Origin of the sequence: Legionella sp. PC1000 (assembly GCF_014109805.1) — a bacterium.
Classification (GTDB): Bacteria; Pseudomonadota; Gammaproteobacteria; order Legionellales; family Legionellaceae; genus Legionella; species Legionella resiliens.
Window position 1 is genome coordinate 2,876,396 of record NZ_CP059400.1, and the last position, 23,671, is coordinate 2,900,066.

Genomic DNA, 23,671 nt, shown 5'->3' on the forward strand with positions numbered 1-23,671 from the left:
TATGGGATTTTACTTTAATACCTTCAGACAACAACAAGGCGATAAGGCTTATAATGAACAAAGATATGAAGAAGCACTTATGCATTACTCAGAAGCGTTAAAAACTCTGAATTTGCATGCTGCTTCCAATAGTGTTCGACACAATGATTTTTACGATGCCTTGGTTTATGTACTTTCCGAAATTGTAACAACCAGACTTCAGCTAATCCGTCGTGAAGCTCAAGACTTGCACTTTGATGCCATTGCAAAATATTGGCAAGATATTCCCGGTTTACTGCAAGAAATGGAACTTACTTATAAAGAGCATCTTACCGGACTTACGCATTTTTTTAGCAATAAAGAGCAAGTGATTAAGAAAACTCATAAATTGCTCGCCGTCGTTTGTGAAGAAATAAGTGATGAATTAATGGATCAATTAGAAGATAAGGACGAAATAAATCTTAATTCGCAAGAAGTACGTTCACAAGCGATTGAATGGATGAATCGAGCCATTACCTTTCAGGTAAAAACAAAAGATAGTCCCAAGCTCTCAAGCAGTCTAGGCTATTTAAATTTACTTGAGCAACAGTATAAAGAGACGGAAAGTGAGACCAGCCTTCACGTCATGTCTGAGTTCATAGGTAAATACAAGCTCTTGGAAATGCCTATTCAATCTCCCTTGCGTAAATTGGAGCTGCTAAGCTACGTAGCACGATTAGCGATTTTTAATCTTGAGGATATCAGCGAACTTGTTCATGAATGTAAAGCGCTCTATGACTTACTTTCTGAAGAAGAAAAGGAAAATCCCATTCTCGATGATCTGCAAAGTTTAGTTAATCTAATACCCCAGGAAGAAGAAGAGGAAAAAGAAGAAAATCAACTAACAGACATGGTGCTCACAGAAGAAACGCCTCCTTTTTCAAATTTAGATGAAAACGCAGATTATTCAAAAGAAGTTTCCGTTGCATCAGAAAAATTTAATTTCAGCACTGACCATCTCGATAGTTCGATGGAAGTTCAAAATCCCAGCTCTGAAACCACTCCACTTTTTATTCCCACACTTCCTTCAACAAGTCCATTTGAGACATCAGATCCGGTAATAACACCACAACCTTTGTCAATCCAGTCCAGTAGTCAGGGAAGTGCTCAAACTTCACAAAGTTTTTTTAATACCTCGTCTCAGACATCATCATCAGAAGAGTTTCACCCTTATAGCAAAGCCTTTCAATCAGCCCTGGACAAAATAATCTCTGACACATCCAATCCAAAATTTTTGGCAAATTTACTTTCTCTTATAGCCGATTTCTTCGGTAAATATAAAGCGGCTGGGATTCAAAAACAAAATGCTATTGTGTTAGCTTTTGATCTGTATCAACAAGTACTTAAAATAGATCCTACGCATAATAGAGCCTGTATCAAATTGCAGGAGTCGTCTATTCAACATCGCAGTTTGATTGGACCCTATAAATTTTTTAATGGGGCTCAAAACCATACAGCTGTTGCCACTCAAATATCGGCAGCAAAAGCTTGTTTTAAGCAGACACTCGAAGAATTAACCGTTCAGTTAGAAAGTCTACTAATGAATCAACCTGGCAAGATGCGGATAACAATAGATCTATTAATCTGCTTTATTGAAGAGCAATTAAGGAAAGGCGCGATTACCTTAACACCGAATCTTGAACTGGCAAAAATGCTTACGGACACTTTTGAGATTGAGCTTAAAAATTCAGCCTACCCAGGAGCTATCCTGGAAAAGTTTTAGCAGCTCCAAGTTCATATTTTGGAGTTTAACCCTTTGAAGAGCAATGGTACTATATATTATGGTTGTAGACTTTTACCTGATCTTTACCTGCCCGTTTCGCTGCATAAAGTGCATGGTCAGCAGCCTTTACAATCTCGTCGATAGTGGCACCATGTTTGGGTGCTTCTGCTACACCAATTGAGATGGTAATGTTATGCAATGGATTGCCTTTATAATAAATGGATATCGCTTTTATCTCTTCACGGAGTTCTTCCATTCTACTTACAGCATTGTTCAATGTCGCATTTAACAATACCACAACAAATTCCTCGCCACCGAAGCGAAAAGAAACGTCGCTTTCCCGGAAATTTTCCTTTAGTAATTTCCCTATCGATTTAAGAACTTCGTCTCCGGCTAAATGGCTGTAAGTATCATTAAATCTCTTGAAATCATCGATATCCAACATCGCCACGCATAATGTCTTTTTTTCCCGGGCAATTCGAATCAATTCCCGTGACAAAATATCATTTAAATAACGTCGATTATATAAATTAGTTAATGGATCATGTAATGACAACTCACTCAATGACACGCGCAGATTAATATTGGCAATTGCGAGCTTCACAATATTGCCAAATGAATTTGCCATATCTTGTTGGTGTTGCGTCAACTTTTTACTTTTTGACGCGAGCAAATGGATAACGCCTATTAATTCATTTTGGACCATGAGGGGCAACGCCATATTTCCACCTTGGGGTGGAGCCAGATAATGGGCACAAGGTACTGATTTATTGGGATCATCAACCACATTAGTAGTCGCCTCACGGATTGAAAAACAATCCATGGGGAAGAATGTTTTTGGCAGGAGCTGTTCCTTTCCCCACTGAACTACTGTTTCCATTTGTTTCATTCCCTGATTATAAATGGATAAGCCGCCGCTTAAGTCAGAAAATAAGTCTTGGGCAATTATGTTAATGCGTGGATAAGCCTCTTCTGCTGTGATGCAAATTTGCAGTGAACGGTTTAATTTATTTAATAAGCTTTCATCATGTTCAAGTAATTTTAACTCGTTCAAGGTTTCCATCGTTTTCTCATTCAGTTCTCGCATTTTTTCTTCATTCTGAACGCGATCACTCACATCTTTCATTTGGGTAATAAAATTAATCGGTTCCCCCTGCTCATTCCGGATCAGGGTCGCGCTGACCATTGCCCAGATAATACTGCCATCTTTTCGTACATAACGTTTTTCCATATGTGAAATACGCAATTTGCCCGAAAGGAGTTGTTTCATGGCATCTTGAGTCATAGGTACGTCATCAACATAAGTGATTTCCAGCATATTTTTATTACGCAACTCCTCATCAGTGTAGCCTAGGATCTCTTGTAGCGTACGATTGGCATGGATGCATATTCCTTCAGGTGAAACAATAGCCATGCCAATTGGTGCATTTTCAATAGTATTGCGAAAACTCTCTTCACTACGCCTTAAATCAGATAAAAGATTGGAGCTGTATATTTCCAGATAAACTGATTTCAGTAAAAATCGATTTACTTCTAGGGTGGCATAGATCACAATCGTAACGTAAAGTATTGTCGCAAAAAGCAAGGCAACCGAAAGCGAGGGTGCAATAGATACTGATAAAAAAATCAACATTATCCAAATGGGGATCATAAATGCGGCATAAGCGCTATAAATTGTTAATAACTTAGCTGCAGGCGCCGCAAGCAGACCAATAAGATAGACAAAAATTGCCATGCGATGAAGGGGATCGTCTATATAGAGGAACAATAATCCCCCTAAACTCCATAAAACACCTGATTGCAGGTTATTAACTATAAAATATTTCTTCCAAAAACCCAGGTGAATCAAGGTACCTTTTTTTTTATGACGATGATAATGAATTAAAAAAAGCCCTCTTAGTATGTGATTGAAAACAAACATCACGAGAACCCATATTATTAACAGAAGCTGGTTAGTAACTTGATTCCAAATCAGAATAGAGAAGAAGATCGTTGCAAAAAAATCAGCAATAATCATAACATAAAATTTTTTATATGACTCGCCTATCAGCTTGTTTTCTATTTGAGTGCTCGTCACGCCCGGAAAGTCCATTAAAAATTTCCTATTCTTATAAAGAATCGTCCTATTTATTAAAATAATAATAGTATTATATTGATCTTATTGCACAATTAAAGCTTACCACTATATTAAGTTACTTTGATATGCTCTGAGCAATCTTAGTTAAGATAAGTATCTATTTAATTTACAAAATAAAATTTTTAGGCTACATAATATAAACAAAGGGATTTTAATGTGAGTATTCATGAAAAAATGGATCGGTATCATCATAGCTTTGGTAGTGCTTATTCTTGTTGCTTACTTTGCTATTGGTTTCTCAATTGAGAATACCTTAAGTAAAAATATAAATTCGATTCCTAAAACCTCTTCATTTAGTGTCCATTTAGATAAATACCACCGCGGCTGGTTTTCCTCACAAGCGAACTTAAGATTTAAGATGCATATCCCTGCACAAAATATAACAGATAAAAATGGGATCACTAAAACGGAACCACCAGCAGATTTTGATGTAGACATCCCTATTTATATCAAACATGGACCTTTTATAGCTACAGATCACGGGATTCGTTTTGGAATAGGTCTTGTCACAACTCAACCTGAAACCCATTATGAAGCATTTATTAATTATCTGAATAAAACCATTTTTAGATATACGCTTCCCTCCTTCGCCATAGAGGGTACGATTGGACAAAATGAAGGAGACTTCAAGTTAAATTGGCAGGGCTTATCTTCTTTGCTCTGTGTTTCTTCTAATCTTGATTATATAGATGGTAATTTAAGATTATTGGGAGTCAAGGGAGCTGCTAATAATCCATCCAATGCGAAGAATAATCTTGTCTTCGATATTGGTGAGATCGCCTATGACTATAAATTTAAACGGCATCAGGACTGGTTATGGCTTGGACACGCTCGTTTTGATATTCCTTCTGTTGCAGTCAATCTCGGTGGTCAAAAGGCATTCGAACTCGCAGGATTTGACTTATCGGCCGGTTCTAATGTTCATGATGGTGTAATGAATATTGATTTTAAACTGTCATTACAAAAGCTATTTACTAATAATCAAAATTATGGACCAGGCACTTTTCACTTGAGTTTTAGAAATCTGGATCCAGAAGTTGCAGCGAAAATCAATCAGCAACAATCAAATATGATTCAAAATAATAGCGACCCCAATCAAGTTACGCTTGCGTTCGTAACGGAACTACCCAAACTCCTTGCCAAAGGGGCAGTATTAGAACTTTCGGAAATGGCTTTGAATGTACCGGAGGGGAAAATTACAGGCAATTTTAAAATGTCACTGCCAAAAAACGAAGGAGGGGACTTGTCTCAGATGATGCAAAAGATGAATGGCGAAGGTCACTTTAAAGCGCCGATAACAACTGTAAAAGCACTTGTGACCGCATCACTTAAGAATAACCTTGCCAACCAGACTCAAGCCACTCCAGATGCCCCAGGAACATTGCCTAACGCAACAAGTCCGGCACAAATCCTCACTAATCCGGATAATGAAGCTGCATCCCAAGCGGACAAAATGTTACAAGATTTTGTTAGTAAAGGATTTTTAAAAATTGAAGGTAGTGATTATGTCCTTACTTTCAAGATAGAAAATCAAAAGATTTTTGTGAATGGACAACCTTTTAATCCTGAGATGTTGAAATAATTTTAGAATAGTTTGCACCCACATTAACATCCAATTTTAGGATAGTGCAGAAAAGCCCATATAACGCATTGATATGGGCTTAGAAATTTTATGAGATCATTGGCATTCTACTGGGCGTATCCTTCGGATCCATGCGTTTAACATAAGTCTCAACCAGTTCAGCCAAAAAATCGATCTTATCTTGCGCAGGAAGATCTGTAGCTAAAACTCCTTGGGTAATGCCTTCAAATATTTGTGTCAGTGGAGTTGTTTGTAAGCGTTTTTCTAATCTACCCTTCTGAGAAGAAGGTTGATTCTCTAGAGCATGACTAATTCCTTGAACTATTGAGGAAATAATGCTCTCTTTTTTAGGCACAAACTGCAATACTACGCCATCATCCTCTACAGAGATTATCTCTGTCTTTTGGTTTTCAGGTACTTTTCTAGAAGGAACTATGACGGTTTTGCTTGGGCTGAAAAATGTAATGACACCCCTTTCTTTTGTAGTTTCTTGTTTTGGAGCTTCAACTTCTTGTTTTGTAGTTCCTTGTTTTGTAACCTCTTCTGTTTTTGCAGGTTTATGGCTTCGAGTAAAGTTAACTTCTAACCAATTGACTAAGCGAGAAGGATTCGCAGTGTGAAGACAAAATTTATTATGAGTACACGGGTCTTCGATATTTTTACCTCTCTCAATGCGAGCAACGTGGTTATCAACAATAAAATATTCTCTTGTTGCTTCAAAAGGAGGCAAAATAGCACCTGGATAAATAACAAAATTATAACCTAACTGCGCTGCCAATAGCATAATAGAAGGACTTTCTTCTTTGAGATAACCTCGAGAACGTTCAATCCATACTCCACGATCCTCATCTTGTTTCGCATGACGCTTCACAAAATCAGTAACTGAGTTATCAATAGCCACTCTAAGGCCATTAACTTCGTCATAATAAGGTAAAATCTCTTTTAATGTTTTATCAAAATCACGCTGAGTTACCCACGTATTCCAACGAACGATCTCGAAATTCTTTCCTTGTTCCAAAGCAAGTTGATTGATAATAGAAATTTTTTCATCCGTTGATGCATGAGGAAACTTGCTTTTGAACTCATCAATATTCATACCTAAAGGACCTAGGAAAGCAGCTAAATTTTTCTCAAAATACGCTTCACCTTCATCTAAAGCACGCCTCTTAAGACTCATTTCTTCGGCGGGAATTGGAGTTTTATCCTTAAGATTATGCCAATAAATCTCATCAGCAATTAAAAAAGTTGTTTTACCTTTAGGACCAGAATAATCAACAGGAGTTTGATGAGTTGCAACAGCTTGTTGCACAATAGCTCCTAAATACTCACCAGCGCAAAACTCATTTCCTACAATACTTAAAAGGACTAAATCTTTTGTAGTCTTTAGAGAAGGGAAACGACTTTTACTATTATCTTTTTTATTTGCTGGATCAAAACTTGCGGTAACAATTTTACCGTCTTTGGGACCTCTAACTTTTGGCATCTACATATTTCCTTCGCGTTTATTTTATCACTTCTGTACGCTATCGATTCATTCATCTTTAAAATTATCTAAAATTATGATATTACGTACGTAAATTAGTGTTTTTTAGATTACTAAAATCAAAATCATTAAATTTCCAATCGAAAATAGCTATAGTATAATTCATTTTGAAGAAAAAATAACCATTTTTTTTCATAAATAGTTTATAATATCCTCACATATTATTTATAAGAGACAGCTCATTTGACGGTGTACTATACTCTTCTCAAGGAAGTCCATTATTATACTGTCTACAGAAGTTACAAGAATATTTCTACTTAATAATGCATCATCTCGCTTATTAAGATTATTTATACGGTGAAAAATGGATTCTAAAAAGATAAAAGAATTACACGACATTATTAATCAAAAAAATGCGGAAATTCATCAATTAACGCTTTCTCTCGAAGAGGAAAGATTAAAATTTAATCATGAATTACAAGCTGTTCATGATTATTATGAAAATATAATTGCTTTAATGCCAGGACATGTTTATTGGTTAGATAAGAATAATATATTTTTAGGTTGTAACGACGCACAAGCTAAAAGTGCACGTTTGAAATCAAGAAAAGATATCGTTGGAAAGACCAATTATGACATGCCGTGGAAAGATCAGGCAGAAGAGTTAAATAAACTCAATACGTTAGTAATGGAAACTGGCATACCCCATACGGCTGAAGAATATGCGGTCATGACTAATGGAATGGGCATTTATTATTCCCAAAAAGTTCCTCTACGCAATCAAAAAAATGAGATTATTGGTGTTTTAGGTATTTCGCTTGATATCACAGAGCGAAAAAAAATGGAAGTCGCGTTGCGTCGTGCCAAGGAAAACGCGGAAGTTGCTAACCAGGCGAAAACTGAATTCATAGAAAATATGAGCCATGATATTTATACTCCATTAAGCGGTATTGTTGGGATGTCGCGACTTTTAGAAGAGAAAGCCGAAGATCCTGAAAGAAAACAATATGCACGCTGGATTCATGAAAGTAGTGAACAATTACTGGATTTGCTCAACGGAGTAATGGAGATCGTTACCGCAGATAACCTCAGAGAAAGTGATGTACATGAGGAGTTATTCGAATTACGCAAGAACATTAAAGATATTGCACATCTTGTTCAACCAACCCTGGAAATGAAGAAAATTCAATTGAATATTGAAATTGATGAAACAACGCCAAATAGTTTTATCACTGATGGTACGAAATTACATCGAGTTTTGTTAAATCTTGTAGGAAATGCAATTAAATTCACTGACACCGGTGTCGTTACAATTAAAGTAGAAACCCTTTCTCACGAAAACAGTTATGCACAAATTCGATTTAGTGTAATCGATACAGGAATTGGTATACCTCCTGAATTGAAAAATAAGATTTTTGATCGTTTCTTCCGCGCTATCCCTTCTTATAAAAGCCAGCATAGCGGTTATGGGGTCGGCCTTCACGTGGCCCAAAAATACTTAAGCCTATTAGGTGGAGAAATAAATCTAGAAAGTGAAGTTGGAAAAGGCTCCTCTTTTTATTTTACCCTTACCATGAAAATTGGATACAATGAGAGCAATTCCTCTCTCTATGGGACGAGTGAAGCTAAATTACAGCAAGAGAAAACAGGAGCCAATTCACCGCTAATTTTACTTGTAGAAGATAATATTATCTCCCTGCATATGCTTGAAAATGTTGCAGAGCAAGCTAATTATCCGTTTTACTCAGCGATTGATGGTGAACATGCTTTAGAGTTGCTGGAAACAAATGATTTTGACTTAATCATTACAGATATAGGCATATCCAACAGTGAAGATAAGAACCTCATTCAATGCATTCGCGAGCTAGAAAAACAAACGCAGAGAAATGCTATACCAATCATTGGCCTAACTACCAATACCTCGGGTAAGGTAGAAGATGAACTTTTGCGTTCTGAAATGAATAAAGTGTTGACCAAACCCATTCATTTAAAAATGCTACAGGAAGTAGTCAATGGTCTCAATTTATCCTCTTCAAAAGAAGAAAATAATTTTAGCTAAAAATCTAAAAATGCGGCCCGTATGCAGCACCGAGGCAACATCCAAAATCCTGCGTTATACCCGCCTAGGATCGGTGACACGTTGCAAGATTGACCAAAATGGTGTGATTTTAGCGCACCGAAACCAGCATACATGTAGTATGCGAGTACAGAGCACAACAAATCACACCCTGTTCACCAAGCGAGTAGAATTGTCTACAGGTCTTAGCTTATTTTTATGGGATTACAAAATAATTAGAATCGAACGGATAACAAACCCAAGTCAACGATGAACCATGGTAATTAACTTCAAGTGTTGATGTATCTAAAGCAGATAATTCTGGTTGCTTATCTATATAACACACTTGACGTTTTCCATTTACGCTTACATAGTAATAAGATTGTGTGGATTGATAATCACTGGGCACATAGTAAATATTACCTTGTTTTTCCAAGATAATTGGCTGGCCGGTAATTATTATTTTTTCTGCGAAGGAAACTGCATTAAACAGTGTAAGCGAACAAATGATTAATAATAATTTTTTCATAATAATTTCACTCCATGAAATGATTTGAGTCGCCATGAGTAAGTATAGAACAATAATAGTGTGTCCATAATCTATTTTTCATTCATCATAATCACTGAGCGAAATCGCACTTTATTTGACATCATCGCTTCAAAAGCTTTTTCCGCTTGTGCAAGTGGATACTTTTGAATCATAGGACGAATCCCGACCAAAGCACAAAACTTCAATGTTTCTTCGGTGTCGATTGCGCTTCCAGATGGCCATCCTCTAATCGAACGTCTGTTGCCAATAAGCTGAGTCGATATCACTTCAATTGGATCATTAGAAGCTCCTACAATCAGGAGCTCCCCTTTATTTCCAAGACCATTAATTAAAGGAGCAATCGATTTACCACTTGGTGCTGTTGCCAAAATAGCTCGAGCACCACCTAATTTTTGCAATTCAAGAACCACATCATGCTCATCAGAATTTAAATAAATATGAGCCCCTAACTTTTTGGCAAGTTCTTCTTTGTCAGCCCCTGAGGATAGAGCAACTGTTTTAAAACCCATTTTATTAGCAAATTGAATTCCCAGATGCCCTAGTCCCCCCACGCCCTGTATGGCAACCAAATCCCCCGGACGAGCAACACTATGGCGTAGCGCATTAAACGTGGTTACACCGGCACACATTAATGGCGCCGCATCAGCAAAAGAGAGTTCATCAGGGATTGCAACAAGCGCTTCAACTGGAGCTATCATATACTGGGCATATCCACCATCATAATGTAATCCTGTGATTTGATGGTTTTCACATAGAATAAAATCACCATGGCGGCAGGAAAGACATTGGCCGCATAAAGCACCTGCCCAGCCTACTCCAACACGCTGACCTGGTTTCCATTGAGTAATATTAGTCCCAACCTCATCAATTACCCCTGCCACCTCATGTCCTGGGATTCTTGGGAATTGAAGATTAGGCCACAAATTTTCTTTCACGAAGACATCCGAATGACAGACACCGCACGCTTCAACTTTGATGCGTACTTGCTTTGCTGTAGGCATCACAATATCTTTTTCAATAGACTCCCATTCTCCTGACTTATTTACTTGCACTGCCTTCATCGTTTTCATTGTTCATTTCCTTATGTAGATCCAATGACATTAATCAATAATTAAAAATTCCCCTTTCCAGATTGTAGATGATTCATGCAAAATGTCACAATCAGGTAGGCTTGTGCTGTTTGGTGTTTTATACATTGAGAAAGTTTATAATCCTTTAATCGCGCCGTGCATTCATGACACACTGCCACTTAATTTAAAAGGAATATTATAATGAATACCCTGGATTGGCTGACAAAACTTATCGCCTTTGATACTACCTCGCGTAATTCCAATTTATCTCTAATAGAAACTTTGGCGAATGCTTTGAATGATTATCAGATTAATCCCATTTTAATCCATGACAACAAAGGGCTTAAAGCAAATTTACTCGCCTCTATCCCCGATCATCAGGGTCGACTTGAGGGGGGACTTATTTTGTCGGGTCATACAGATGTAGTGCCTGTTGACGGGCAAACTTGGGCTAGCGATCCATTTCAGGCAACAATTAAAGACAAAAAAATATATGGAAGAGGGGCATGTGACATGAAAGGTTTCATTGCAGTAGTGATGAACCTTATTCCCCAATTGAAAGCACTTAACCTCAAATTCCCAGTGCATTTTGCTTTCTCATATGATGAAGAAATTGGTTGCCTTGGCGCACCGAGTCTCATTGAAAAAATGACGCAATTAAATTATAAACCCAAGGCATGTATTGTGGGTGAACCAACCTCCATGCAACCTGTAATTGGACATAAGGGAATACAATGCTATCGTTGTCAGATTCACGGCGTGGCCGCTCATTCATCACTGACGCCTCAAGGATGTAATGCAATAGAGCATGCCGCATCATTTATTACTTATCTTCGTAACATGGCTCACCAGTTTAAATCTCAAGGAAATCGGGATGAATCATATGATGTGCCTTATACTACGGTATCCACCAATCTCATTCAGGGCGGCAATGCGTACAATACGATTCCCAGTTTGTGTGAATTTGTTTTTGAAATTAGAAATTTAGTGGTTGATAATCCCGAGGATCTTCATCAACAAATAGTTGATTTCATAGATACTGATCTACTCCCTACACTACGTAAAGAGCAATTAAATACGAACGTGATTTTGGAAGCCCTCGCTAAAGCACCTGGATTGGATACGCCCCTCTCAGAACCAATCGTTCGCGCTGCCCAATCAATTTGTCACAATGAAAAAAAATTAAAGGTTGCTTATGCCACTGAAGCAGGCTTATTTCAACAAGCAAAAATACCCACAATTGTTTGTGGTCCAGGCAGCATTGAGCAGGCTCATCGTGCTAATGAATTCGTTGCTCTTGAACAACTGCATCAGTGTGAACAATTTATTATCAAAATGCTGCAATCATCATTCCTTAAGAACTCAGAATAAACCACGAATCGTTACTGGCCATTATGACATGATAATCCTTTATATCCCATTCCATGAAGAAAATGATCTAATGGTCCATGCACTGCAGTGGAAAGAAATACTTAATGATCAAAAGATACTTATTGTACAACATGGTGAGGCAATTAATTATAAATTAATGGAACATGAACACCTCACCATCTATGTACTTGCTCATGGAATCGATAATTTATTGGAACATTTTCATCTGGCAAGCGCTATTACAAATCAATCTACCCATCTGGGTATCGATAAGATAGCAGAGCGCTTTAACTATGATTTTGTCTATCTACATCACAGGATTGGCAAAATAAAGCTTTATTTTTGTAATAATAAAGGAAACCAACAAACCATAGCACAAAAATTTCACAGACATTTAGTCTTATTCGATGCATTTATTGATTATTATGCCGGAACCCTTTTTTCTCCTTCAGCGGATAAAAAAAAATATTCCCATTGCAATGGCAAATGGTATTCCAGCTCAAATGTGCGCACGACACTGCATAAAAATAAAATTTGCCAAGAAGCGTATGACGAAATAAGTATAAAACAACTGAGTATGCTTAATTTTTTAGCAAGCGCAAAACAAAAACGTATTGATTTAATGCTAAATAGACAAAAAAAGGCACGCCAACAACTTTTTATGCAAAGAAGAAATGAATATCAGAAATCAGATAGTGAAGAGGAAGAGATGCAAACCACAGAATCAAAGCAGCTATCCAGTCGCTACAGATAATCCGGCATTTGCATTAATGCCAATTTATTATCAGCACCGAGTACGTTAACTACTTACCCATACTGTGTGCTTGCGGTAGAAAATCATAAAGTTTTTTATGGTTTATTTTTCCGCTATGGGTCAATGGTATCTTTTCAATAAAATATATTTTTACTGGGATTTTATATTTTGCTATAAATTGGGTTAGATATTGGCTAAGTTCTGCGTCGGTCAATTTCTTTCCCTTTTTTAGTACCACAAATGCGACGGGCACCTCCCCTTCATGAGGATCAGGAATACCTATTACTCCCGCTGCTTCAATTGCGGGATGTTGATAAATCGCAGCCTCAACTTCACCTGGCATTATATTTGAAGTGTTCCGAATGATTATATCTTTAATGCGACCGCTAAAATAATAAATTCCTTGGCTATCTTGCTTTGCACTATCACCCGTTTTAAACCAACCGTCTATAAATGCTTTTTGTGATTCGCCAGGATTATGCCAATAATTCAGCATGAGTATATTTCCCCTTACCAAGATTTCTCCATCTTCCCCTTGCGCTACTTCTTTGCCTGATTTATCCACCAAACGCAGTTGTACTCCGGGAAGAGGTTTACCAATACAGCCACTTTTAGGATTCTCCTCTCGGCAAACTGCCATCCAAATACCCTCGGTCATCCCATAACCAACGTGAATTGGCTTGCCGGCACAGGCAATAAATCGCTTTTGAACTGAGTCAGGCAATACATCCCCCCCGGTATACACCCCACGTAGTGAAGCAAAAGTATCTGAGGTACAACGGCCGGAATCCAAAAGTTTCATCAGCGTATCAATGTGGGGGACAGCCAAAGTGGGTCTGTGTTTCGTTAACCCCTCTAAATAACTATCCAATTGAAAACCATCATAGACCAGAACAGTGCCGCCTCGCGATAAAGTAGAAAAGGTTTCCATAAAGCCGCTTATATGACATTGTGGTTCGCACACGATTATTTTATCTTGCGCAGTAATCGTATCTAAAGCATCCGAAGTTGTGTCTAATATTGCCTCTATTGAGTTCAGCGTATGAACTACCCCTTTGGGCTGCCCAGTGGAGCCTGAAGTATAAAAAATAACCGCAGGGTTATTATTGGTAAGCGCGGATACCTGAAACTCAGTCGATGCATTCATAATTTCTTGAAACAATGAGTATTTATTGGGCGTCTTGTTGCCGCCAACAACAAACACCTCTTTAATACGTGTTGCGGCCAAATTAAGGTCTTCCAATAAAAATAATTTTTCCTCTTCAATAATCAAATAATAAGGCTCTGCATCATGAAGCACTCTTTCCAGTTCAGGTTGGGCATAACGGCGATTTATGGGCATTGCAATACAACCCGTCTTAAAACAGCCTAGATAAATAGAAATGATTTCAACGCTATTAGGAAGCATAAACGCGATACGTTCACCCTTAATGTCTTTTTGAGACAAAAAATTGGCAAAGCGATTTGCTGCATGCTCAAGCTCCTCATAGGAAGTATATGTTTTTTCAAATATAAGTGCAGGCTTGTGTCGATAATTTTTTTCTTGAGAATAAATTAGGTTTTTAGAGAACATGCCCATCATTGTATCCATCGCTCTTCAAATACTTCTGTTAATACTATAGGTTAAAATTTATTTACTTGATATGAGAGATGAATTAATTTATAACCGAGTGTAAAATTTTTAGATAAACGTTCATCTTAAGAATTAAGAAAATCCTTGAATTTCTGCTTGTAACGATGAAAAAACGCACGATGGTTAATAAAAACTTAATAAAACTTTTTTAAACTACCGCCATAAAATTTTATAATTATAGGTGTTCATAATGCCAACCATTCGATTCAGAGAAACTCCCTTAATCCGTGAAATTTTAACAATTTATAAAGATTTGCGTACGAAAATCATGGATGTCACTCACACCAGTCTCGTTGAACTCCCTGTAGAGCATCAAGGCTGGGGCTATACGTTTGGTTTAACCTATAAAGAAGGAGTGATTGAAGGATTGGAATATCCTCAACCTGGCGCCTTATCAAGCATGGCCAGGAGAGTACAAGAACAAAATCACTCAAAAGAAATTAAAAGAAACTGTGATTATTTTAACTTTGTATACAATACGTGTTATCAATACATTGCGGATAATCAAAACCGTTATTTTGGTCGCGCCAATTTGAATGATATTTCGCATGGCAAAGTTATCGCCATGATCTTATTGGCTCACCTTTGTCGCCAGGCCCTGGAAAAACCCGTTCAGGAACAAAACAAATACAAAGAGCGAATTCAACTTTTTACTGTTGAATTACTAAAGCATAAAGACATCCAAAGTACTAGCAGCCAAGATGAGAAACTTCTTTCCTGTAAGTCTGCTCTTGATCGTATATTTTCTGCTTCACAATACGAAGATGCCCTGGATCAAGAAAATAAAATTGATGCTTATTATCAACACATTGAGGACACAACACGAAAATTAAATGAATTGCTTGTTGGTATTGATGACCAAATGCTGCCGTTATTTAGCATGCAAAATCAAATTGATGTGACGCATTTGCAGGAGCTGTTCACAAAAGAAGATAAAACGACGTTCACTCTTACAGAACAAAGGGTGATTCATGACCCATTTGTTGCAGAACTATTTGGCCGACCTGCAGCTTCTTTACAAGAAGATAACTACCTCGCACTTTATAAAGGACTTGATTATCAATTGCCCAATGAGGGTAATTTTTTATGGGAACAATTTGAACACGAACAACGAGAAAACTTGATTAAGTTATTAAGGTTGCGAGATAAATTACACGTATTGCAAAATGAATTAAAAAAACTTCACCAGTTCACCGGCGCAAACAAAATCAGCTACTTTAATGATTTTATTAAATTATCCGAACCTTACTTGAAAGACATTCATCATGTCAAAAGTGAATTAAATGTTTGTTTGGAAAAATTTGAAGCAGATTGTGGTAAGGTTTATCGACAACGAAGTAAATCTTCAAGCTCAGCCCGCAGTTTATGGGAACCTTGTTATTTAGATAAACTTCCCTTAGTTAAAGTACGAACTCATTTTATCAGCGCATCCCAACACATTAGTGCAGCATTTGCGAGTATTCCATTTGATTGCTTTGATGCACTAAAAGAATTCAGTAAAGAAGCCAATGAGGTCGTAAAACGCGGACACACTCTATTGGGTGACGAATTTGATATGGCAAGCAGCTCCTTTCAATCGGATATTTCACGCGCACAAGCAAAAGAATTGAATCGACAGGCTGAGCTTATTTTAGTAAAACAAAAAAGTATCTTGGCTGAGTACGATGAACTGATTTTACAAGCACAGCAATCTCAGGATGAAACAATAAATAAACTGATTGATGTCCTGCAACGTAGACGCGCAGTTGTTGCGCAAATGATCCAGGCTCTTGAATTACAAACTCATGATGTTGCTGAAGAAGAAGGTTTTGTGCTTATTGAGAGCAATAATTTTGAAACCAGAATACTCGAAGAAGAACATCAAACTGCCGGTTTTTTTCAAATTATTAGAAACTACTTATCACGCCCATCAGTGAGTACCCTTGAATATACTGCGTTAAAGAGTGAACTTGAAGAATTAGGCGTCGAATTAAGCGACACTAAAAAAGAAAATTTAAGTTTGAAACAACGTAATGAAGAGCATGGAAAAACTCTTTTGCAAAAAGATGAGGAAATTCGATCTCTTACTGATGAAGTACAGAAAAAAGATGGGAAATTGGAGCTTGTCGCAGATGTAGCGAACGCCACGACATTAGATGCACATAATTCTCGATTATTGATGAAGCACATTACAAACGATCAAACGTCCCAAGTAAAAAAATTATTAAGTGTGGTACATAATATTGAGGCGATTATCCAACAAGGAAAAAACTATCAAAAAGCTTATGAGACAAAAGCTGGCCAATACGATAATTCATTCTTTTTTAGTCATAATGATAATGGCAAAAGACATGCACGTAAGATGATGAGTACATGGGAGCGTGGTGCGCACTCAATGATGAATAAAGCGCTTACTCAAGCACTCGAAAAAGGTGAACATATAGATAGAGCAACAATCCAGGAACTTACCCAATCCCTCTCTGAAGCATTAGTGGACTCAATCGACAATTTAATAATTAATGAAGAGTACAGCAGCTACAAACAACATTCTTTCCGTAATTATCTGCGTTATATGCATCAACAACTCATTACCGCCGATGGACATTTAAATGAAGGTTTAACTGCTAAAAGAAATCCAATTAAAGACGTTGATGCAATTTTTACAACAGTCAATAATTCATTTAATCAAACAGAGTTAGAGGAGTTTGAGCAATCGATTAAGGACTATAAATCATTCAGTATCATTTAGGAACATTTCAGTCTGGCATTGGGAAACATGTTTTCTTATCTGGATTAATTGTTAAAATTTTACTATATATATATAGATTATCCCCTCAAGGAATACTGATGAATAAACATAAGGAAGAGAAAAAACACCCAGAGGTCGCTGATATAGAACATATTTGCGATATTACGCCTAGCAATCCGCAGACAGGAGATGTTTGTGATAAAGTGAATAAACATAAAGACTCTAAGCAAAAAATAAAGTCAAATCCAAAAGCTAAAAAAACTTAACACTAGGGCGAAATTAATTTTCTACAATACTATTTGATCAAAAAATAATCTTATCCCAGGCTCCATAAGAAGAGTGGATTTTTCCTCGCGGAATGGATAAGAAGAATAGAAGAACGCCACTAACCAGACTTGCAAAAATACTCCATGCTGATGCATGATAAATAAATGGTGTAATAAACAAAGCGACAGCTAAAAATAAGTTAAGTAGGCGCAAAATACGGACTGTTTCAGCTAATGCTGTTATGGTTATTGTTATGATAAGACAGCCAATGAGATGATCACTATTAGCCATTGGACCCGTTGTCTCCAAAGTAATACGTGTAAACATTAACCAGATACCAATGAGTATGCATCCTATTAAATTCCAAGGTAAAGTGATGCCACCACTCAACATTTCTCGCAGAATTATTTTAGGCGATTGCTCAAAGTCATCCACTCCTTTCCTAGATTGAGCTGTCTCATCATCTCGATCACCAACAAATAAAATTCTCAATAATGGCCTGCCCGCTTTCCATCTTCGCCAAAGAAAAGCACTCGTTGCAATTAACTCATCAAAAGAATAGGGGACTTGAATAAGCATGGCAACTGCAGCGATTAGACATAAGGTACACCATGTATTTAAAAGAATAGGTTGGATGACAATAAAGGAAATAGAGACTATTCCTAATGGTACAATCATAATACCAAACAAAAGCACCAGCCATGGCATCGTACGCCAACGATTTGAGCCTCCAATAATACCCGTTAAAATTTCTAAAATATAAACTGCTGCACCTAGCCCTGCATCTGGGACTGGAAATGCTTTAGATATAGAAGACGTAATAATTTCTTCGGTTCCATTTTTTGCATCAGGTAAATATCCCATAAAAAATGGTTCCCAGACATGATCAATATGACCGAGTTGATAAGCCGTCATATATCGTGAAATAAAAAAACCAATATAAGCCAAAATTATTATCGGCAATCGCTGGAACCAACTTGAAGGCGAAAAATCCCATCCAGGAGGAATGATCGGCCCTTCTAAAGCAGCATTAGGTGCTACACCTAAGTCAGGCCGAACTATTATAGAAAAACCAACAATTAGGGTGCCAATAAGCGTATCATTTAAATACGCAGCAGCAGTAGGTGCCCAAAAAACCAAAGGGGCAAATATTAACCACAGGCCAATTAAAGCACAAACCCATCGAGCTGATGATAAACGCCAGGATAAGCTTAAAAATGCAAAGAAAATAAGGGCACTACCACTAATAATATCACTTAATATTAGAGGATAAGATGTATATCCTAAGGATGCTGGCGAAGTAATTAGCCAGAATCCAAAACCCATATTTAAAAAATGTGCCCATAGGTTTTGCTGGTGTTGTTTGCGGAAGTTACTTTCGTAAAGGGAGCGTATTTTCTCTGGATTATGCTTAATGGCAGCCATCCAGTCTGGTTGGATTACTCTGTTTTTTTTATACCAAATTTCAGGATCAGCCTTCAAAGAGTCGATAATTTTAGGAAGGGTTTCTTCAATTGAATGTTTGGGTTCCCAATGAAGATGTTTTTTTGCTTTAGTAATATCTAAAGCATAATGATCTGAAGCAAGGTCTATCATAAATGAACGAATAAATGGTTTTTCTCCCTGATCAAAATCATCAGGTATCAATGGTTCTGCCTGATGCTCAAGCCAAGCGCCTGCTTTAGCGACAGTATAGGGTACTTTGTAGAGAGAAGATTGTTCCCCATGAATTAATTGAGCTATACGATTTTGCAATTTCCTATAGCTGAGCGTTTTGGGTTCTCCTGCTAAAATAATTTCCTTTTGCGGTAATTCATTACGATAAAAAAGAGCTTTTTTAAAAAGCTCTATCAAGTCTTTCTGATGAATAAATGACTGACCCACATTTAAATCTCCCGCGTATAAATGGCTTTTAATATCCCGTTCATAGGTTCGAGCAATTTGGTTAGCGAGTGTTGGGGCACTGGTCACGTCGTCATATAAACCTGCCAAGCGCAAAATCAGATAAGGTATTTTTCCATGATATTTTTTAATTACTTTTTCCGCTTCTAATTTGGATTTTGGATAGGACCATTTCGGCAGGAGAGGAGCATTTTCATTAATGGTCTCTCCTAAAATACAAGGTTCATGTACGAGCATGGTACTAGCATAGATAAATCGTTCTACCTCAAAATCTTGTAATGCCAGAAGTAAATTTTTTGTACCATTTACATTTACAGCCTGGTACAAAGAAGACTCTTCACCCGTAAAATCAAAATAGGCTGCAAGATGAATCACAGCGGCAATTTTATTTCCATATTTTTCTTTAAATAACCGAAAAGATAAAGCTAAAGAGATATCTGATGTAATATCACAGGGAATCTCACAAGCATCTTTATCTTGGTCAAAACCTACAATTTTATAAGAATTTCGTAATGCACATGCAAGCGCAGTTCCTATTTTGCCACTAGACCCCGTAATAATGACAATGGGCTTATCTGCTTTCTTGACCATATGAAAATTCCTTTTTCATAAAACTAACTCGGTTTAACGATTAATTTAATTAATTCTGCATAGGCTTCATATGAATTATATATGTGTTTCACATCTTTATTAAAAAGTTAAGCACGAGTCAAAAATCTTCTTAATATCTTAATCATAGTACATAGTATTGGATAAGGGTATTAACGAGATTCCCTTGGGCGTCCTTTATCCATTTAATATATAATGACTCAAAGGTACTCTCTACTGTGGCAAAAAAAGTAAAGCCATAATTTTCATAAAGGGACATTAATGAAATCAAAACTATTGAACTTCTTTTCAGAATTACGTGCAAGCTATTGGTATATTCCTCTACTTATGTGTGTGGTTTCTTTATTGCTATCCATTTTAACATTACGCCTGGACTACTTATTTGATTGGAATTGGCTAGAAAGATGGGGCTGGTTTCATGCAAGTAATCCTGAGGGGGCCCGAACTATTTTATCCTCAATTGCCACTTCCATGATTACTGTAGCAGGAGTTACTTTTTCTATGACAATTGTAGCAGTAGCTTTTGCTGGAAGCCAGATAGGTCCTCGTCTCACTACAAATTTCATGAGGGATAGGGCAAACCAAATTACACTCGGAACTTTTATTGCCACCTTCTTATTCTGTCTGTTTATTTTACTGGCTCTTTTTAATGCAAATAAAAATGATATTCCACAAGCTGATGAATTAGTTTTTATCCCTCAGATATCGTTACTTGTTGCTATTATCCTAACTCTAAGCAGTATCCTCGTTTTGATTTATTTTATTCATCACATTCCTGAAAGTATTAATATGTCCAATGTAATTGCTCAAGTAGGTGAAGAACTAAATCGCCAAATAAACTCCCAATTTCCTATGAATATAGGTAATGAAAATGCTAATCTATCAATAAACTTAACTCAAAATACTCTAAAAAAAACGACTGTTGTTGCCCCCAACCAAGGATATATTCGCATTTTAGATGGAAACTCTCTTATTGATATCGCCACAAAAAATGATTTAATTATTCAGTTAGAAGCTAGACCTGGAGATTATATAACTGAAGACTCAACACTATTAGTTATTTATTCGTCTCAAACAATTGACGACTTCATCTGTAAACAATGTATTGATGCATTCGCATTGGGTCATAAACGTAATCAGGAGCAAGACCCACTCTTTCTTGTAGATGAAATGGTCGAAATTATAGCTCGGGCGTTATCACCTGGTATTAATGATCCGTTCACCGCAATGAATTGTTTGGATTGGCTGCAATCGAGTATACAAAAACTATCAAAGATCAATCAGCCTTCTGCGTATCGCTGTGATACAAAGAATAAATTACGATTAATTACAAAGCCAATTACGTTTCCAGAATTTTGTGACCTTGTATTTAACAGAGTTCAACCTTATGTATGTAGAGATAGAAATACGACATTCCATATGATGAAAATGATTGTATCGATACATAAAAACATAACGAATCAACAACATAAAATTATTTTAATATCTTATGCAACATCGCTAAAAGACGTGGCAAATAAAAGCCTTTCTATTGAAGAGGATCATAAAAAACTTTTAAGCCTGTATGAGCAATATTTCCTTAATTAAAAGAATGGGTATATGAAACAGAACTTTTAGATTGAAATATGCAAAGATATCACGTTTAATTAGTTGCTGTTATATTGAGATGACAACTGATTTGACTAGTCTAACTAAAGAATTTTCAGCATCTGATGTTGTATACTCAGTTTATAAAACATGGGTAATATATTGAATAAATATTCGAAACCGATTAGAAATATACTTCTGCTGGCACTAGGATTATTTTCTCAAGATAGAGTACAGAATAATAGATTGGGTAAGAATAATCCAAAAATTTGGCTATGAGATGCTAAGCAAAAAGAATAAAAAAGCTGTGCGTACGAAGAAATACGTGAACATATGAAATTTTCCTTAATTGAAGGACTCGCTATTGTCAACGGAAAAAGCAGGATCGCAAAATGTATCAACCTCTTATTTTGTTTATTATATTAGTTATTACAATAGCTTTATTTGTGTGGGGGTATTGGCGTTATGATTTCGTCGCATTATTTGCATTAGTTTTATCGGTATTAACAGGCATAGTACCAGCAAAACAAGCTTTTTCCGGATTTAGCAATCCCGCTGTCATTACAGTAGGTTGTGTCATGATTTTAACTTACGCTATTACACAATCTGGAGTGTTAAATGTCTTGTTAACCAAACTAGAATTTTTATTTAAAAAACCGCTTCTTCACATCAGTTTATTTACAACCACTATTGCAATTATGTCGGCATTTATGAATAACGTCGGAGCATTGGGACTCATGATGCCAATCGCCATTCAATCTTTTATTAAGCAACAGACATCTCCTTCTATTATCTTAATGCCAATTGCATTCAGTTCAGTCCTCGGGGGATTGATGACCCTCATTGGTACGCCGCCTAATTTGCTGATTTCATCTTACAGAGAAGAAATCATCGGCACCCCTTACACCATGTTTGATTTTTTTCCTGTTGGACTAGCCATTGCATTTTTTGGCATACTGTTTATTTCGTTGATTGGATGGAGACTTGTTCCGTCACGGCAAAAAAATAACAAAACAGATGATTTATTCCAAATGTCAGATTACATGACGGAAATCAAAGTTCTAAAAAACTCTCCATTTTGCGATAAAACTATCAAAGAGTTTCTGGCAGGAACCCAAGCTGATTTTGATCTCATTGCTATGAGTCACAGAGGTAAGAAAAAATTTTCTTTTAGTAAGAAAGACATTATCCGGAAAAATGATATTTTAATCATAGAAGCGTCACCCGATAACTTGGAAAAAATTCTCGAATCAAGCCAGTTCATATTAGCGGGAGATAAACCATTTTCCTCAAAAAAATTATCAGATAGCGACATTATTATCATGGAGGCAGTTGTTCCCCCTGGCTCCAACATGGTAGGTCGCTCTGCGGCCATGGCCAACCTTCGTTATCGTCACTCCATTAATTTGCTTGCCCTCTCAAGAAAAGGTATTTCCTTCAGACAAAAATTAAATGATATTCGATTCGCTGCAGGAGATGTAATACTCTTGCAAGGAAATGTTGAAACCTTACGCGAAACAATTGTCGATCTGGGACTTTTACCCCTAGCCGAACGTGACGTCAAGATTGGATTATCACAAAAGAACCTTTTGCCTTTATTATTTTATGTTGCAGCCATTATTTTAGCAGCGCTACAGGTTTTACCTATTACTATTTCTTTTCTTTGTGCCGTGCTTGCGGTGGTTATTTTTAAAGCCATGCCGCTGCACAACTTATATCGGAGCATTGACTCATCTGTGCTGTTATTATTGGCGGCCATCATTCCAATTGGGGGAGCCATTGAAACCACTGGAACTGCAGACCTTATTTCAAATGCCTTTATTCAAATAGCTGGCCAGCATTCGCCAGTAGTTGCACTGATTGCAGTTTTGATTGTAACCATGACCCTGTCAGATTTCATGAATAATGCTGCAACTGCCATAGTCATGGCACCAATTGCCCTTAATATTGCACGCTCCGCACATGTGAATATAGATACTTTTTTAATGGCTGTTGCAATCGGCGCATCCTGTTCTTTCCTCACCCCTATTGCTCATCAAAATAATACGATGGTCATGGGGCCAGGAGGTTATCACTTTTTTGATTATGCTCGCTTAGGACTTATTCTTGAAATCATTATTGTAGTAATAGGAGTCCCTGCTCTATTGTGGATTTGGCCATTACATTAAAAAATCGATGTCTTATAAAATTCAAAACATATA

At 36.9% G+C, this 23,671-nt stretch carries 15 protein-coding genes; 9 read left to right on the plus strand and 6 right to left on the minus strand.

Translation table 11 applies throughout. The annotated features are described in order from the left end of the window. The first annotated feature begins 1 nt into the window (after window position 1). Window positions 2-1,741: a hypothetical protein gene (locus FOLKNPGA_RS12560; RefSeq protein WP_182350227.1), complete on the plus strand. Its 1,740-nt coding sequence runs from the start codon at window positions 2-4 to the stop codon at window positions 1,739-1,741. Window positions 1,742-1,790: 49 nt separating this feature from the next. On the opposite strand, the gene FOLKNPGA_RS12565 is transcribed toward FOLKNPGA_RS12560, so the two are convergent. Then, window positions 1,791-3,833, minus strand: coding sequence for a sensor domain-containing diguanylate cyclase (locus FOLKNPGA_RS12565; protein WP_182350228.1), 2,043 nt, complete (start codon window positions 3,831-3,833; stop codon window positions 1,791-1,793). A gap of 211 nt (window positions 3,834-4,044) precedes the next feature. Here FOLKNPGA_RS12565 and FOLKNPGA_RS12570 point away from each other — a divergent pair, with 211 nt between their 5' ends. Beyond that, window positions 4,045-5,460, plus strand: a complete 1,416-nt coding sequence (locus tag FOLKNPGA_RS12570; protein ID WP_182350229.1) for a YdgA family protein — start codon at window positions 4,045-4,047, stop codon at window positions 5,458-5,460. Between the two features lie 88 nt (window positions 5,461-5,548). Here FOLKNPGA_RS12570 and FOLKNPGA_RS12575 read toward each other — a convergent pair whose 3' ends face one another. Continuing rightward, complete coding sequence (locus FOLKNPGA_RS12575; RefSeq protein WP_182350230.1) at window positions 5,549-6,943, minus strand: hypothetical protein; 1,395 nt, start codon at window positions 6,941-6,943, stop codon at window positions 5,549-5,551. Window positions 6,944-7,307: 364 nt separating this feature from the next. Between FOLKNPGA_RS12575 and FOLKNPGA_RS12580 the strand changes: the two genes are divergently transcribed. Continuing rightward, window positions 7,308-9,002 carry an ATP-binding protein gene (locus FOLKNPGA_RS12580; RefSeq protein ID WP_182350231.1) on the plus strand — a complete coding sequence of 565 codons (1,695 nt, stop codon included), beginning with the start codon at window positions 7,308-7,310 and terminating at the stop codon, window positions 9,000-9,002. A 214-nt stretch (window positions 9,003-9,216) separates the two neighbouring features. Here the strand turns inward: FOLKNPGA_RS12580 and FOLKNPGA_RS12585 are convergent, their stop codons facing one another. Then, on the minus strand, window positions 9,217-9,528 hold the full coding sequence (locus FOLKNPGA_RS12585; protein WP_232891218.1) for a hypothetical protein: 312 nt from the start codon (window positions 9,526-9,528) through the stop codon (window positions 9,217-9,219). 71 nt (window positions 9,529-9,599) lie between these two features. After that, complete coding sequence (locus tag FOLKNPGA_RS12590) at window positions 9,600-10,619, minus strand: alcohol dehydrogenase (RefSeq protein WP_182350233.1); 1,020 nt, start codon at window positions 10,617-10,619, stop codon at window positions 9,600-9,602. Window positions 10,620-10,820: 201 nt separating this feature from the next. Between FOLKNPGA_RS12590 and argE the strand changes: the two genes are divergently transcribed. Both argE and FOLKNPGA_RS12600 read left to right on the plus strand, forming a co-directional pair. Continuing rightward, on the plus strand, window positions 10,821-11,990 hold the full coding sequence (gene argE / locus FOLKNPGA_RS12595) for an acetylornithine deacetylase (protein WP_182350234.1): 1,170 nt from the start codon (window positions 10,821-10,823) through the stop codon (window positions 11,988-11,990). Between the two features lie 70 nt (window positions 11,991-12,060). After that, window positions 12,061-12,744, plus strand: a complete 684-nt coding sequence (locus FOLKNPGA_RS12600; RefSeq protein ID WP_182350235.1) for a hypothetical protein — start codon at window positions 12,061-12,063, stop codon at window positions 12,742-12,744. A 49-nt stretch (window positions 12,745-12,793) separates the two neighbouring features. On the opposite strand, the gene FOLKNPGA_RS12605 is transcribed toward FOLKNPGA_RS12600, so the two are convergent. Further along, complete coding sequence (locus FOLKNPGA_RS12605) at window positions 12,794-14,335, minus strand: class I adenylate-forming enzyme family protein (RefSeq protein WP_255465973.1); 1,542 nt, start codon at window positions 14,333-14,335, stop codon at window positions 12,794-12,796. Window positions 14,336-14,567: 232 nt separating this feature from the next. On the opposite strand from FOLKNPGA_RS12605, the gene FOLKNPGA_RS12610 reads away from it, so the two are divergent. Together FOLKNPGA_RS12610 and FOLKNPGA_RS12615 are read left to right on the plus strand one after the other, a co-directional pair. Then, the gene (locus tag FOLKNPGA_RS12610; RefSeq protein WP_182350236.1) at window positions 14,568-17,105 is read left to right on the plus strand and encodes a hypothetical protein; all 2,538 of its coding nucleotides are present in this window, start codon (window positions 14,568-14,570) and stop codon (window positions 17,103-17,105) included. A gap of 98 nt (window positions 17,106-17,203) precedes the next feature. Continuing rightward, entirely contained in the window at window positions 17,204-17,371 is a 168-nt protein-coding gene (locus tag FOLKNPGA_RS12615) for a hypothetical protein (protein WP_182350237.1), read from the plus strand. 37 nt (window positions 17,372-17,408) lie between these two features. On the opposite strand, the gene FOLKNPGA_RS12620 is transcribed toward FOLKNPGA_RS12615, so the two are convergent. Next, on the minus strand, window positions 17,409-19,865 hold the full coding sequence (locus FOLKNPGA_RS12620) for a vitamin K epoxide reductase family protein (RefSeq protein WP_182350238.1): 2,457 nt from the start codon (window positions 19,863-19,865) through the stop codon (window positions 17,409-17,411). A gap of 279 nt (window positions 19,866-20,144) precedes the next feature. Between FOLKNPGA_RS12620 and FOLKNPGA_RS12625 the strand changes: the two genes are divergently transcribed. Further along, on the plus strand, window positions 20,145-21,470 hold the full coding sequence (locus FOLKNPGA_RS12625) for a DUF2254 domain-containing protein (RefSeq protein WP_182350239.1): 1,326 nt from the start codon (window positions 20,145-20,147) through the stop codon (window positions 21,468-21,470). A gap of 392 nt (window positions 21,471-21,862) precedes the next feature. Continuing rightward, on the plus strand, window positions 21,863-23,638 hold the full coding sequence (locus tag FOLKNPGA_RS12630) for an SLC13 family permease (protein WP_182350240.1): 1,776 nt from the start codon (window positions 21,863-21,865) through the stop codon (window positions 23,636-23,638). Window positions 23,639-23,671: the final 33 nt, after the last annotated feature.

Bases quoted from the DNA above. Each gene is read 5' to 3' on its own strand.
- FOLKNPGA_RS12560 (WP_182350227.1), top strand. From the start codon at position 2: ATGGGATTTTACTTTAATACCTTCAGACAACAACAAGGCGATAAGGCT.
- FOLKNPGA_RS12565 (WP_182350228.1), bottom strand. From the start codon at position 3,833: ATGGACTTTCCGGGCGTGACGAGCACTCAAATAGAAAACAAGCTGATA.
- FOLKNPGA_RS12570 (WP_182350229.1), top strand. From the start codon at position 4,045: ATGAAAAAATGGATCGGTATCATCATAGCTTTGGTAGTGCTTATTCTT.
- FOLKNPGA_RS12575 (WP_182350230.1), bottom strand. From the start codon at position 6,943: ATGCCAAAAGTTAGAGGTCCCAAAGACGGTAAAATTGTTACCGCAAGT.
- FOLKNPGA_RS12580 (WP_182350231.1), top strand. From the start codon at position 7,308: ATGGATTCTAAAAAGATAAAAGAATTACACGACATTATTAATCAAAAA.
- FOLKNPGA_RS12585 (WP_232891218.1), bottom strand. From the start codon at position 9,528: ATGAAAAAATTATTATTAATCATTTGTTCGCTTACACTGTTTAATGCA.
- FOLKNPGA_RS12590 (WP_182350233.1), bottom strand. From the start codon at position 10,619: ATGAAAACGATGAAGGCAGTGCAAGTAAATAAGTCAGGAGAATGGGAG.
- argE (WP_182350234.1), top strand. From the start codon at position 10,821: ATGAATACCCTGGATTGGCTGACAAAACTTATCGCCTTTGATACTACC.
- FOLKNPGA_RS12600 (WP_182350235.1), top strand. From the start codon at position 12,061: ATGGTCCATGCACTGCAGTGGAAAGAAATACTTAATGATCAAAAGATA.
- FOLKNPGA_RS12605 (WP_255465973.1), bottom strand. From the start codon at position 14,335: ATGGATACAATGATGGGCATGTTCTCTAAAAACCTAATTTATTCTCAA.
- FOLKNPGA_RS12610 (WP_182350236.1), top strand. From the start codon at position 14,568: ATGCCAACCATTCGATTCAGAGAAACTCCCTTAATCCGTGAAATTTTA.
- FOLKNPGA_RS12615 (WP_182350237.1), top strand. From the start codon at position 17,204: ATGAATAAACATAAGGAAGAGAAAAAACACCCAGAGGTCGCTGATATA.
- FOLKNPGA_RS12620 (WP_182350238.1), bottom strand. From the start codon at position 19,865: ATGGTCAAGAAAGCAGATAAGCCCATTGTCATTATTACGGGGTCTAGT.
- FOLKNPGA_RS12625 (WP_182350239.1), top strand. From the start codon at position 20,145: ATGAAATCAAAACTATTGAACTTCTTTTCAGAATTACGTGCAAGCTAT.
- FOLKNPGA_RS12630 (WP_182350240.1), top strand. From the start codon at position 21,863: ATGTATCAACCTCTTATTTTGTTTATTATATTAGTTATTACAATAGCT.